At 71.0% G+C, this 13,188-nt stretch carries 12 protein-coding genes; 2 read left to right on the top strand and 10 right to left on the bottom strand.

Annotated features, from left to right (window positions below):
• Positions 1-5: 5 nt before the first annotated feature.
• Entirely contained in the window at positions 6-1,319 is a 1,314-nt protein-coding gene (gene moeA / locus AC1HIL_RS17920; protein WP_479672498.1) for a molybdopterin molybdotransferase MoeA, read from the top strand.
• A 1-nt stretch (position 1,320) separates the two neighbouring features.
• Here the strand turns inward: moeA and AC1HIL_RS17915 are convergent, their stop codons facing one another.
• From AC1HIL_RS17915 to AC1HIL_RS17905, 3 genes are read right to left on the bottom strand one after another with little or no spacing between them, the layout of a single operon-like run.
• On the bottom strand, positions 1,321-2,298 hold the full coding sequence (locus AC1HIL_RS17915; RefSeq protein WP_082321776.1) for a Bug family tripartite tricarboxylate transporter substrate binding protein: 978 nt from the start codon (positions 2,296-2,298) through the stop codon (positions 1,321-1,323).
• Positions 2,299-2,341: 43 nt separating this feature from the next.
• Positions 2,342-3,595 carry a DUF1254 domain-containing protein gene (locus AC1HIL_RS17910; RefSeq protein WP_479672360.1) on the bottom strand — a complete coding sequence of 418 codons (1,254 nt, stop codon included), beginning with the start codon at positions 3,593-3,595 and terminating at the stop codon, positions 2,342-2,344.
• A gap of 25 nt (positions 3,596-3,620) precedes the next feature.
• On the bottom strand, positions 3,621-4,832 hold the full coding sequence (locus AC1HIL_RS17905; protein WP_479672359.1) for a CaiB/BaiF CoA transferase family protein: 1,212 nt from the start codon (positions 4,830-4,832) through the stop codon (positions 3,621-3,623).
• Between the two features lie 96 nt (positions 4,833-4,928).
• Between AC1HIL_RS17905 and AC1HIL_RS17900 the strand changes: the two genes are divergently transcribed.
• Complete coding sequence (locus AC1HIL_RS17900; RefSeq protein WP_479672358.1) at positions 4,929-5,912, top strand: LysR family transcriptional regulator; 984 nt, start codon at positions 4,929-4,931, stop codon at positions 5,910-5,912.
• Positions 5,913-5,918: 6 nt separating this feature from the next.
• Here the strand turns inward: AC1HIL_RS17900 and AC1HIL_RS17895 are convergent, their stop codons facing one another.
• The 7 genes from AC1HIL_RS17895 to AC1HIL_RS17865 form a co-directional block, all read right to left on the bottom strand.
• On the bottom strand, positions 5,919-6,908 hold the full coding sequence (locus tag AC1HIL_RS17895) for an acetamidase/formamidase family protein (RefSeq protein WP_479672357.1): 990 nt from the start codon (positions 6,906-6,908) through the stop codon (positions 5,919-5,921).
• A 25-nt stretch (positions 6,909-6,933) separates the two neighbouring features.
• On the bottom strand, positions 6,934-7,647 hold the full coding sequence (locus tag AC1HIL_RS17890; RefSeq protein WP_479672356.1) for an ABC transporter ATP-binding protein: 714 nt from the start codon (positions 7,645-7,647) through the stop codon (positions 6,934-6,936).
• Entirely contained in the window at positions 7,634-8,362 is a 729-nt protein-coding gene (locus AC1HIL_RS17885; RefSeq protein WP_057592522.1) for an ABC transporter ATP-binding protein, read from the bottom strand. The genes AC1HIL_RS17890 and AC1HIL_RS17885 overlap by 14 nt, the downstream gene beginning before the upstream one ends.
• Positions 8,359-9,453, bottom strand: coding sequence for a branched-chain amino acid ABC transporter permease (locus AC1HIL_RS17880; protein WP_057592523.1), 1,095 nt, complete (start codon positions 9,451-9,453; stop codon positions 8,359-8,361). Before AC1HIL_RS17880 ends, AC1HIL_RS17885 begins: the two co-directional genes overlap by 4 nt.
• A 33-nt stretch (positions 9,454-9,486) precedes the next feature.
• Positions 9,487-10,353, bottom strand: coding sequence for an ABC transporter permease subunit (locus AC1HIL_RS17875; protein ID WP_057592524.1), 867 nt, complete (start codon positions 10,351-10,353; stop codon positions 9,487-9,489).
• Positions 10,354-10,391: 38 nt separating this feature from the next.
• Positions 10,392-11,615, bottom strand: a complete 1,224-nt coding sequence (locus tag AC1HIL_RS17870) for an urea ABC transporter substrate-binding protein (RefSeq protein WP_057592525.1) — start codon at positions 11,613-11,615, stop codon at positions 10,392-10,394.
• A gap of 65 nt (positions 11,616-11,680) precedes the next feature.
• Positions 11,681-13,081 (bottom strand): amidase, encoded by a 1,401-nt coding sequence (locus tag AC1HIL_RS17865; protein WP_479672355.1) that lies wholly within the window; start codon positions 13,079-13,081, stop codon positions 11,681-11,683.
• Positions 13,082-13,188 lie beyond the last annotated feature (107 nt).

The following is a 13,188-nucleotide window of genomic DNA, read 5'->3' as shown; positions in this document are numbered from 1 at the left end:
CACCGATGGGCCGCATCGCCGACATCGCCGCCGGCCTCGCCTGCCACGACCCCCAGGACCTCGGCGTCGACGGCGTGCGCGGCTTCATCGAGCGGCTGGTCGAGGGCGCCGTCGTCGCCCAGCGCGAGCAGCTCGGCCTGCGCCAGGCGCTCGGCCGGGTGCTGGCCGAGGACATCGTCTCGCCCGTCAGCGTGCCGCCGCACGACAACTCCGCCATGGACGGCTTCGCCTTCGACGGCGCGCTGCTGCGCGACGACGCGCCCAGTGATGCCTCGGTCTCGCTGCGCATCGTCGGTACCGCGCTGGCCGGTGCCACCTGGCGCGGCGCGCTGGCCGCGGGCGACGCGGTGCGCATCATGACCGGCGCCGTCATGCCCGCCGGGCTCGACACCGTGATCCCGCAGGAGTTCTGCCGCGTCGAGGACGATCGCCTGAGCTTCCCCGCGCGCGTGGTGCGCCGCGGCGACAACCGGCGCCTCACGGGCGAGGACCTGATGCAGGGCCAGCCCGCGCTGCGCCGCGGCCAGCGGCTGTCGCCGGCCGCGCTCGGCATGGTCGCGAGCCTGGGCCTGACCGGCGTGCCGGTGCTGCGGCGGCTGCGCGTGGCCTGCCTGTCGACCGGCGACGAGATCCTCGAGGTCGGCGACGCGCCGCGCGAGGGCGCGGTCTACGACAGCAACCGCTACACCGTCACCGCCCTGCTCGAGCGGCTGGGCTGCGAGGTCATCGACCTCGGCCTGGTGCGCGACGATCCCGCCTCGCTGGCGGCCGCCGTGCAGCGCGCGGCGCGCGAGGCCGATGCCATCGTCACCAGCGGCGGCGTCAGCGCCGGCGCGGCCGACCACACGCGCGACGTGATGCAGCAGCTCGGCGACATCGCCTTCTGGCGCGTCGCGATGCGCCCGGGCCGGCCGATGGCCGTGGGCCTGATCCCGCGCGAGCCCCAGGGCCACGAAGCGGCCGTGCTGTTCGGCCTGCCCGGCAATCCCGTGGCCGTGATGGTCACCTTCCTCGCCTTCGTGCGGCCCGCGCTGCTGCGCATGATGGGCTGCCATGCCGCGGCCGCCGCGCACCCGCCGCTGCTGCGCGCGCGCAGCCTCGGGCCGATCCGCAAGAAGCCGGGCCGCACCGAGTACCAGCGCGGCTTCGTGCAGTCGGTGCCCGGCGCGCTGCCCGAGGTGCGGGTGGCGGGCAACCAGGGCTCGGGCGTGCTCAGTTCGATGGTCGAGGCCAACGGGCTCGTGGTGCTGCACCACGACCAGGGCCCGGTGGCGGCGGGCGACGAGGTCGACGTGATGATGTTCGACGGCGTGGTCTAGCTCACTCGGCCGTGATGTTCGCGGCCTTGATGATCTGGGCCCACTTGCGCGTCTCGCTGCCGATGAACGCGCTGAACTCGGCGGCGCTGCCGCCACGCAGTTGCAGTCCCGCGGCCTCGGCCTTGCGGCGCACGTCCGCGTCGGCCACGGCGGCGTTGATCTCGGCATTGAGCCGCTCGACCACCGCCGCCGGCGTGCCCGCGGGCGCCAGCATGCCGTACCAGCCGTAGCCCACGACCGAGGGCAGGCCCTGTTCGCGCAGCGTGGGCGCATCGGGGTACAGCGGCGAACGCTCCTCGTTGGCCACGCCCAGCACCCGCAGCTTGCCGGCCTGGATGTGCGGCACCGCGGTCGAGATGGCGGTCAGCGTGGCGTCGATGCGCCCGGCCAGCAGCTCGGTGTAGGCCGGTGCGTCGCCGCGGTACTGCACCACCACGCCCTTGGCGCCCGCGGCGCGCAGCAGCAGCTCGGCCGTCAGGTGCGGCGCGGAGCCCGCGCCCGGCGAGCCGAAGGTGGCGCCACCGGGCTGCGCCTTCGCATGCTTCACGAATTCCGCCAGCGTGCGATATGGCGCCTGGGCATTGACCACCAGGAACAGCGGGGCGATCGCGGTGCTGGCGATGGCGGCGAAGCTCCTGTGCACGTCGTACGGCAGGTCCTTGTACAGCGCCTCGCCGATGGCGATCGGCGCGGCCGCATGCAGCAGCGTGTAGCCGTCGGGCGGCGCCTTGGCCACGAAGTCGTTGGCGATGCGCGTGCCCGCGCCCGCCTTGTTCTCGACCACGATGCCCTGGCCCAGCCGGCGTCCGAGGAAGTCGCCGAGCACGCGCGTGAGGATGTCGTTGGAGCCGCCCGCGCCGTAGGGCGAGATCATGCGGATCGGCCGCGCGGGCCAGGCCTGCGCGAAAGCCGGCGCGCTCCAGGGCAGCGCCAGGCCGGCGGCCGCGGCGAGAAGATGGCGGCGGTTCAGGGTCGTCATGCGTGTCGTCTCCATTTTTCTAAGTGTGTTCGTTCGTCGCGTCTCAGGCCTGTCGGATCGGCGGATAGTCGAAGCGCAGCGCCAGATGGTCGGCATGCGGCTGGTAGAGCCGCAGCACGACATAGAAGCGCTCGTCGCGCGGCGCGGGCAGCCAGTTCGCGCCCGACCCCGGATCGTCGGCCTGCAGCCGGATCGCGAGGCTACCGTCGGCCTCGTGGCGCAGGCCCGGCGTGCGGTCGCCGATCGAGTAGCGCGCGATCGGGTTGGCCACGAACAGGCAGTCGCTGCGACGGTACATCGTGAGCGACCAGAAGGCGCCCACCTTCGGGGCCCGGCCCGGCGCGAAGCGCAGCTCGTAGCGCCGCGAGCCATCGAGCGGCTCGCCCCGCGCGTCGACCTCCGCCGTCGGGTACATCGCCTCGTCGATGCCGAGCGCACCGATGAAGTTGCGCGCGATGCGGGAGCGCGTCAGCAGATCGTCGCCCCAGTGCGTGCGCACCATGACCGGGATGGCCCAGCCGCCGCCCAGGTCGTGCGGCTGGCCGGCGTTGCGCAGGCCTTCGTAGACGGCCGGCAGCGCGGCCTCGAGCGCACCGGCCGCGGGCGGCCATGCGAGCCGCTCGCCCTCGGGCACGGGATTGCGCCGCAGCGCGGCGTCCACGACCTGGCGATACAGGTCGGGCGCGGGAATGCGCGTGTCGCGGCCGTCGAGCACGGTGTCCACGCGCATCGCCGCGTCGGCGCCATCGAGGCGCACGAGCCGCAAGCCCGCCTGCAGCGCGCGCACGCGCTCGGCATCGGCGCCGTCGTCCTCCACCAGGATGCGGCCGATCAGCCAGACGTCGTCGCCGGCCGCGCGGATCGTGTGCGTGATGCCCGCGGGCACGGTGCCGCGCCAGCCCGGCCCATGGACCAGCGTGCGCTGCGCCCGGTTGCCGGTGGTGCGCCGCCCCACGTAGGCGAAGGGGTTGGTCCAGGCATCGAGCAGCCCCAGCGTCCAGTAGCGCTCGCCCATGTCGGGCGACTCGATGACCACCGGCCCCTCGCGGAGGTCGAGCCAGGCGTTGCTGTAGACGGTGTCGTTGTTCGGGCTCACCACCTCCCGGTCCTCCGGCCCCAGGCGGCGGTGCGTGTGGGTGAACTGGTTGACCCAGCGCATCCCGGTGCCGGGCTCCGTCGCGGCGAAGCCCAGCCGCGGATGGCGGCGCGCGGTGGTCGCGGCGCGCATGCGCATCATCTCGAACAGCGGCAGCGTCTGGACGACGGCGGCTTCGCCTTCTTGCGTGAACGTGTCCATGGCGTTTTCCTCTCTCATCCGGCGCTCAGGCCACGGCGCCATCGCGGCGCAGTTGGGCGATTTCCTGCGCGCCGAAGCCCAACGCGCCCAGCACCTCGTCGGTGTCCTCGCCACAGGCGGACGCGGCGCGCGGCCGGGCGCGCGGCGCCTCGCCCAGGCTGTAGGGCAGCGCCAGCGAGGGGTAGCGGCTGCCGTCGGCCGCGACCGCGTCGACCAGCATGCCGCTGGCCCGCACGTCCTCGCTGTCGAGCACCTGCCGGTAGCTGCGCACCGCGCCGACGACGATCTGGTTGCGGCTCAGCAGCGCCACGCACTCCTCGCTCGTGAACGCGGACAGGCATTCGCGCAGCACCGCGCGCAGTTCGGTGCGATGCCGCACGCGCAGGGCGTTGCTGCGAAAGCGCGGATCGTCCGCGAGCGCCTCGCGCCCCACGACGCGGCAGAAGCGCGCCCAGTGCTCGTCCGCATAGGCCGACAGCACGATGTGTCCGTCGCGCGTGGGCACCACCTCCGCGGCCGGCGCGTTGTTCGGCTGGCCGTCGCCGATGCGCGTCGGCTCGGGCGCGCCGCCCAGGTAGTCGCACCAGGTGGTGGCCTGCAGGTGCAGCGCCACCTCGAGCAGCGAGGTGCGCAGCGTCTCGCCCCGGCCGGTGCGCGTGCGCCCATAGAGCGCCGCCAGCACCGCCTGCGCGCCCAGGTGCCCCGCGGCCGCGTCGATGACCGGCACGCCCACCTTCTGCGGCAGCCGGTCCGGCTCGCCCGTCACCGACATCAGCCCGCTCTCGGCCTGCGCGGCCACGTCGTAGCCGGGACGCGCGCTCGAGGGCCCGCGGTTGCCGAAGCCCGAGATCGAGAGGTAGATCAGCCTCGGGAAGCGCTCGCGCACCGGCTCCGGCCCGAAGCCCAGGGCTTCCACCGCGCCCGGGCGCAGGTTCTGGATCAGCACGTCGCTGCCCTCGATCAGCCGCCACGCGACCGCGCACCCGGCCTCGCTCTTGAGGTCGAGCGCGATCGAGCGCTTGCCGCGGCTGTAGGCCCGGATCATCGACTCGCCGTAGCGCCCGATGTGGCGCGCCTGGTCGCCCGCGATCGGCTCGATCTTCACCACCTCGGCGCCCAGCTCGGCCAGCACCATCGCCGCGCCCGGGCCGGCGATGTACTGTCCCATGTCGATCACGCGTACGCCCGAAAGCGGTGCCGCCGGACCGGTTGTCTCTGTCGTTGTCTCGGTATTCATCGGCCCGGACCTTATCCCCTTCCCCTATTCTTGAAAATTCGATAATCGTGAGGGAGCGATCACGATCAGCTATCGCCTCCGACACCGGGACCGCCCATGGACGCCAAGACCCACCATCTCGTGCGCAAGCTTCGCCTGAGGCACCTCGAACTGCTCGCCGCGCTCTCCGAGACCGCCACCATGCGCGGCGCGGCGGCGCGGCTGCACCTGAGCCAGCCCGCGATCAGCAAGATGCTCGGCGAGATCGAGGGCTGCTTCGGCGCGCGGCTGTTCGAGCGCAGCCACCAGGGCATTCACGCCAACGCGCTGGGCGCGAGCGCGGTGTTCCGCGCGCGGGCGGTGCTCAACGAACTCTCGCGTGCCACCGAGGACGTCGACGCGCTGCAGGGCGGCGCCGCGGCGGTGCTGCGGGTCGGCGCGCCCTCCGTCACCGCCACCATCCCCGCCGCCATCGCCGAGCTGCGCCGGCGGCTGCCGGGCGCCGCCGTGCTGCTGCGCGAGGGCCGCGTCCACGAACTGATCGAGCGGCTGCTCGAGGGCGAGCTCGACTGCGTCTTCGGCGCCATCACGCCCGAGCTGTCCGCGAGCGACATCGCGCCGCGGCTCGAGCCCGTGGTGTTGCTCGAGGACGAACTCTGCGTGCTCGCATCCACCGCTTACGCCGGCAACGACGACGGCGCCCGGCGCAAGCTGCGCTGGGCCGACCTGGCCCAGTCTTCCTGGGTGCTGCCGCCGCGCGAAACGCTGGTGCGGCAGGCCTTCATGACGGCCTTCCTCAACGATGGCGCGACGCCGCCGATGCCGGTCGTCGAGGCCCTGTCGTCGGTGACGGTCGGCGCGGTGCTGCGGCGCGATCCGTCGCTGCTGTGCGCGGTGCGGCTGGAGCATGCGATCGACGAGATCGCGCGCGGCGGCGTGCGCCGGCTCGCCATCGCGCCGAAGGTGAGCCTGCCGTCCTTCGGGCTGTTCTTCCGCCGCGACGGCATGGAGCGCCCGCCGATCCTGGCCGAGTTCGCCGAGGCGGTGCGGCGCGCGGCCGCGACGATGGCGCCGAGGCGGCGCGCCAGGCCCGCGGCCTGAGGGGACTCAGGGCGCCAGATACTCCTTCGAGATCCCCGCCCCCACCGTGTACTTCGGATCCACGAAGTTGCCCAGCCGCACCTTGCCGCACTGGCTCAGCATCATGTAGGCGTCCCAGCGGTCGTAGCCGTACTCGGCCTCCATCCACAGCACCAGTTCCTTGTAGGCGATGCGGGTGGCGTCCTCGAGCGGGCGGGCGCTGCCGATGGCCATGATCATGGCCTCGGTCTCCAGCCGCGGCCACTCGAGCTTCCAGCCCTTGATCAGGTCGACGCGGATGGTCGTGAGGCTCGGGTACTCGACCGCGGTGCCGCAGACCTCGCCGTCGCCCTGGCAGGCATGGGCGTCGCCGATGAACAGCCGCCCGCCCGGCGTGCGCACCGGCAGGTAGGTGATGCTGCCCGGGCCCATGTCGGGCAGGTCCATGTTGCCGCCGTGCTGGTCGGGCGTGAGGCTGTTGATGGAATCGAGCTCGGGCGAGCAGCTCAGGGTGCCGATGTGCGGGCGGTACGGCAGCGTGACGCGCTTGCTCCAGTACACGCCCTCCTCGTCCACATCGATCTTGCGCACGGTCTCGGGCAGCGGCTGGTTCAGCAGCGCGGTGAAGGCGGTGCCGCTCAGCGCGCCGAAGTCCGGGATCATGCAGCAGGTGCCGCGCGGGTTGGGCCCGCGCGGCGCCATCGATTCGATGTGCACCGCGATCGCGTCGCCGGGCTCGGCGCCCTCGACCATGATCGGGCCGTTCTGCGGATTGACGAAGGGCATGGTCAGCACCTTCGAGGGCAGGTCCTGCTCGGTCTTGACCTTGCCGTCGAAGGCATCGCGCGTCTCGACCACGATGCGGTCGCCGGGCTTCACCGTCAGCACGGGCTGGGTGTAGGGACCGATGGTGAAGTGGTAGGTGCCCTGCTTCGCCTCGGTGAGTTCGTGGGTGGCGACGCTGCGCGCACGGCCCTCGCCGCGCGTCTGCATGATCGATCGTTCGAGCCAGCTCATGGATTGGGTCTCCTTCTTGGTTGCTTCACAGCGAGAGGTGCTCGCGCACCGCCTGCGCGTTCATGGCGCCGGGCTCGATGCGCCCGACGATGCGGCCCTTCTCCATCACGTAGGCGCGCTCGCCCACGTCGAGGATGGTGTCGAGGTTCTGCTCGACGAACAGGATGGTGGTGCCGAGGTCGCGCCGGATGGCGCGCAGCACGTCGCAGATCAGCTGCACGATCGAGGGCTGGATGCCCTCCGAGGGTTCGTCGAGCAGCATCAGCGCCGGGTTGCCCACCAGCGCGCGGCCGATGGCGAGCTGCTGCTGCTCGCCGCCCGACATGGTGCCCGCGAGCTGGTCGCGCCGCTCGGCCAGGCGCGGGAAGTACTGGTAGACCAGCTCGGGCTGCTTGCGGCCGCGCGGGCCGCCGATCAGCTCGCCCACCATCAGGTTCTCGGCCACCGTCATGCGCGGGAACACCTCGCGCCCCTGCGGCACATAGCCGATGCCCAGCCGAGCGCGCGCATCGCTGGCCAGGGTCTCGATGTCGCGCCCCAGGAAGCGGATGCCGCCGCCGCGCGTGCGCAAGAGGCCCATGAGGCAGCGCATGGTGGTGGTCTTGCCCACGCCGTTGCGCCCGATCAGCGCCACGATCTCGCCCTTGCCCACCGCCAGGTCGACGCCCTGGAGGATCGGCGTGGCGCCATAGCCGGCCTGCAGGCCGCGGATCTCGAGCACGGTCTCAGTGGTGTTCATGCGTCTTCCCCAGGTAGATCTCGGCCACGCGCGGATCGGCGATCACCTCGGCGATCGAGCCCTCGGCGAACACCTTGCCGAAGTGCAGCACGGTCACGCGCTGCGCGATCTGGCGGATGAAGGCCATGTCGTGCTCGACCACCAGCACCGTCATGCCCTCGGCATTGAGCTTCTGGATCAGCTCGCCGGTCTTGAAGGTCTCCTCGGGCGACAGCCCGGCCGTGGGCTCGTCCATCAGCAGCAGCACCGGCTTGAGCGCCAGCGCCATGCCGATCTCCAGCCACTGCTGCTGGCCGTGGGCCAGCTCGCCCGCGGGCTTGTCGGCATCGGCCGCGAGGTCCAGCAGCTCGAGCAGCCGGTCCTCCTCGCGCCGCAGCTCGGCCAGCCGCGCATGGTGCTGCAGCGCGATGTGGATGTTCTGCCGCACCGGCAGTTCGCGGAACACGCTGGGCGCCTGCATCTTGATGCTCATGCCCTGCTGCACGCGCTGATAGGGCCGCTCGTCCGTCACCTCGCGGCCCTGGAACTCGATGCGGCCCTCGCTCGCTTCGTGGGTGCCGACGATCAGCTTGAACAGCGTGCTCTTGCCCGCGCCGTTGGGCCCGATCAGGCAATGGATCTCGCCGCGGCGCACCGAGAGGTCGACCTCCGACACGGCCGCGTGGCCGCCGAAGCGCTTCGACAGGCCGTGGGTCTGCAACAAGACCTCGCTCATGCGCGCACCTCCGCGGTCGTGGCTTCGGGCAGCTTCGACGGCGCCGCGGCCTTGGTTGCGCCGCGCCGCGCGAACAGCCGCCGCGCCACGTTCGCCACGCCGATCACGAAGCCCTGCGGCGCCACCATCACGGTGCACAGCAGCATCGCGCCCATCAGCAGCAGCGCCGCCTGCTGGCTGTAGACCGTCAGCGCCTGGAAGGCCCAGAGCACGAGGAAGGAACCGACCAGCGTGGCCGTGATGTCGCCACGGCCCGAGAACGCGACCCAGACGATCGGCATCGCCGCGGCCGGCAGGCCGATGCTCGCGGGCGTGATGAACTGGCCCCAGGAGGTGTAGAGCACGCCGCTCAGGCCCGCCAGCGCGGAGCCGATCACGAAGGTGGCGAGCTGGTACTTGCGCACGTCGTAGCCGAGCAGCTCGGCGCGCTGCGGGTCCTCGCGCACCGCCACCACCACGTTGCCGAAGCGCGAGTTCAGCAGGATGCGCAGGCCCAGGTAGACCACGAGGATCAGCGCCACCACCAGGTAGTACAGCGCCACGCCCTCGAAGAACAGCGGCTCGCCGCCGAACCACGGGATGTTCAGCGGCGCCATGTCCTTCATGCCGTTGAAGCCGTTGAGCCGCGCGTTGCCGATGTGCCATTCGGGCCCGGCCGTCTGGCCGAGGAAGAAGGCCAGCACCAGCGTGGCCGACAAGGTGACGATGCCGAAGAACACGCCGCCCACGCGGCCCCAGATCATGAAGTAGCCGAGCACCGCCGCCGCCAGCGCGGCCAGGCCGAGGGCCAGCGCCAGCGCGAGGAAGGTGGTGCCCGACTCGCCGCCCAGGTTGGTGGCCAGCACGCCGTAGCCGTAGCCGGCCACGCCGAAGAAGAAGGTCTGGCCGAAGGACAGCATGCCGCCGTAGCCCCAGACCAGGCACAGGCCCATGGCCATGAAGGTCCAGGTCAGCAGGTACGCCATGTTGCCGACGTCGTAGGAATCGGCGACGGCCGGGTACGCGAGCACCAGGACCAGCACGGCGAGGAAGGGAAGCCAGAAGACGCGGCTGGCGCCCAGCGTCTGCGGCCCGTTGATGAGTTGGAACATGCGAGAAGGACTCCGTGCAGGGGAAGACGCCGTTCAGCGGGTGCGCCGGGCCAGCCAGCCCGACACCCCTTCGGGCAGGATGCGGATCACCACGATCACCGCCAGCAGCATTCCGATCTGGCCCACGATCTGGCCGCCCCAGCCGTTGAGGCCGGTGCGGATGACCGCGAGCAGGATGCCGGCCGGCGCGGTGCCCAGCAGCACGTTGGCGCCGCCCACCACCACCGTGACGAAGCTCTCGACCAGGAAGGCCGCGCCCATGGTCGGGATCAGGGTCATGGTCGGCGCATAGAGCGCGCCGCACAGCCCCGCGAGACCGGCGCCGATGCCGAAGCTCAGCGCGTACACGCGGCCCACGCGCACGCCGGTGGCCTGCGCGATCGAGGCGTTCTGCATGGTGGCGCGCGCATGCACGCCGAAGCGGGTGCGCATGAAGACCAGGTAGATGCCGCCGAGCACCGCCACCGCGGCCGCGAACAGCACCAGCCGGTAGACCGAGAAGCTGTAGCCGCCCACGCTGAAGCTGCCTTCGGGCGTGCCCACGCCCGCGAGCGTGGAGCCGAACACCAGCAGCATGCCCTGCGTGACGATCAGGCTCAGGCCGAAGGTGGCGAGCAGCGAGTCGAGCGGCCGCTTGTAGAGCTTGCGCACCAGGCTCCACTCCACGGCCATGCCGATCAGGCCGGCCGCGAGCGTGCCGCACAGCTGCGCGAGCGGCAGCGGCAGCCCGCCGTGCACCAGGCCCACGGTGACGTAGGCGCCGCACATGATGAACTCGCCGTGCGCCATGTTGATCACGCCCATCATCCCGAACACCACGGCCAGGCCGGCCGCCGAGAGGATGAGGAACGCGAACACGTCGGCGAACTGGTAGAGGAAGGAGAAGATTTCGGCGAACACCGCGGCTCCCGGTCAGTGGCTGGCTGCTGCAAACGCGCTCAGGACTTCTTCGGCAGGTCCGAGGGCGTGTACTGCTTGCGGTCGTTCTTCTTCGTCAGGTCGCAGCCGATCTGGCCGAGCCAGTAGGGCTGGATGGTCCCGTAGTCCTTGAGCACCTTCACCGCATGCTTGTCGTCGACCGAGATCAGCCGCATCTGGTGCGACACGTGCTGGCTCTTGGGATCGATGCAGACCTTGCCCTCGGCGGCCTCGATGCAGGCGTCGCCGGCGGCGATCACCTTGCGCAGGTCGGCCAGCTTGGTCGACTTGGCCTTCTCGACCAGCGTCTTGTACATGTAGAGCGCGTTGTAGGCGTTGTAGCCCATGTCGTTGATGTAGGGCTCGTTCGGGAACTTGGCATGCCAGCGCTTCTTGAACTCGGTGGCCGCGGGCGTGTCGATCTCCTCGAACCAGTTGGCCGTGGCATGCATGCGGTTGAGCGCGGGCGGCGCGAAGCGCTTGTGCTCGAAGCCCAGCATCACCTTCACCGACGAGCCCATCGGCAGGTTCAGCTTGGCGGCCGCGGCCTGCTCGAAGAAGGAGTCCTGCGCCGCGCCCACGTTGAGCATCAGCAGCCAGTCGGGCTTGGCCTTCTGGATGTTCTGGATCGTCTGCGCGAACTGCGACACGCCCAGCGGGATGAACTCCTCGCCCACCACGGTGCCGCCCAGGTCCTTGAGGATGGTGCGGTTCCACTCGGCGGAGATCTGGCCGAAGTTGTAGTCGGCCGCCACCACGTAGACCTTCTTGCCGAAGGTCTGGACCATGTAGGGGATCAGCGTGGAGAACTGCTGCTCGGGCACCGCGCCCATGCTGATCATGTTGGCGTCGCACACGCCGCCCTCGTACTGGTTGGTATAGAAGTACGGCGTCTGCGTGCGGTCGACGATCGGGCGCACCGCCTCGCGCGAGGCCGAGGTGATGCCGCCGATCAGCAGGTCGACCTTGTCCTTGCTCAGGAGGCGCCGCGTGAACTCCTGGTAACGCGCGTTGTCGCCCTGCGGATCGAGATGGATCAGCTCGATCTGCCGGCCCATGATGCCGCCGGCCTTGTTGATCTCCTCCACGGCCAGCAGCGAGCCGTTGAGCTTGGGCTTGCCGAGCACGGCGAGGTCGCCCGAGACGTCTTCCATCAGGCCGATCTTCAGCGGATCGGCGGCCATCGCCGAGGTGGCCAGCGCCAGCGTGCAGCCCAGGGAGAGAAGCGCATTGCGTAGTGTCATGGTGGTGCTTTCGAGGGAAGAGAAAAAGAACGAGGGAGAACGAAGGAATGGGAAGCCCGCGGCGCTCACAGCGCGGGGTGGCGGCGGTGCCAGTCGGTGAGCTGCTGGAAGGCCGCGCCGGCGCGCACCAGCAGCGCCTCGTCGAAGTGGCGCGACACGAACTGGAAGGCCACCGGCATGCCCGCGGGCGTGAAGCCGCCGGGCAGCGTGATCGTGGGGCTGCCGGTCATGTCGAAAGGGCAGGTGTAGCGCAGCATCGCGGCCATCAGCTCGGCGTCGACACCCATCTGCGCCATGCGCTCCATGGTCGGCGAGGCGATGCCGGTGGCCGGGATCAACAGCAGGTCGATGTCCTCGAACATCGCGCGCACGCGGCCGCTGAAGTCGTGGCGGTGCAGCACGATCTTCTGGTAGTCGGTGCCGCTTTGCGCCAGGCCCAGCTCGATCAGGCCGGCCACGGCCGGGCCGTACATCTCCTTGCGCGCCGGATAGGTCTTCTCGTGCACCACCGCGGCCTCGATGCCGCACAGCGGGAACCAGTCGGCCAGCGCCTGCGCCGGATCGGGAAAGCGCACCTCGCGCAGTTCGCCGCCCAGCGTCTTCACCGCGGCAACCGCGGCATCGAAGACCTCGCGCGTCGGCGCGTCCACGCCCTCGGTGGCCCAGCGCAGGTCGACGCCCACGCGCAGCCCGGCCAGGCCCCGGCCGATGTCGGCCAGGTAGTCGGGCACCGGCAGCAGGCTGGCGGTGGGATCGTTCGCGTCGGCGCCCGCGATGGCGCCGAGCATCGCGCCGGCATCGGCGGCGCTGCGCGTCATCGGGCCGATGTGGTCGAGCGTGGCGGCGAGCTCGAAGGCGCCATGGCGGCTCACGCGGCCCCAGGTCGGCTTCAGGCCCGTGAGGCCGTTGGCGGCCGAGGGAAAGCGGATCGATCCTCCCGTGTCGGTGCCCAGCGAGCCGTAGCACAGGCCCGCCGCGGTGGCCACGCCCGAACCGCTCGAGGACACGCCCGGCCAGTGCGCCGCGTTCCATGGGTTGACCGGCGGCGACACGCTCGGATGGTGGTCGGCATAGGCGCTCTCGGTGAGCTGCAGCTTGCCGAGGATCGGCGCGCCGGCCTCGCGCAGCTTGCGCACCACGGTGCCGTCGACCTCGGGCACGAAGTCCTGGTAGAGCGTCATGCCGGCGGCCGTGGGCACGCCCGCGGTCCAGCACAGGTCCTTCACCGCCACCGGCACGCCGTGCAGCGGGCCGCGCGATTCGCCGCGCGCGATCTCGGCGTCGGCGCGTTTGGCCTCGGCCAGCGCCGAATCGGCCATCACGCGCACATAGCTGCGCAGGCCGCCGTCGACCTGCCCGATGCGATCGAGCTGGGCTTGCGTGACCTCGACGCTCGAGAGTTCCTTCGACTGGATCAGGCGGCCGACTTCGAGCAGTTCGAGGTATTGCAGATCGGTGTTCGGCATGGTGTGGAGGCTCCGTTCGTTGGGGATGGAAAAGGGGGCGGCCTGTAGGAAGACGCCGACATCGAAGGTATAGAAGCGCCGCCTTCGCGGCTTGGCTCGCAGCGCCA

The sequence above is a fragment of the Variovorax sp. ISS6 genome, from assembly GCF_056523145.1.
Note: the sequence above shows the minus strand (reverse complement) of the source record. Positions and strands in the feature narration are given on the sequence as shown.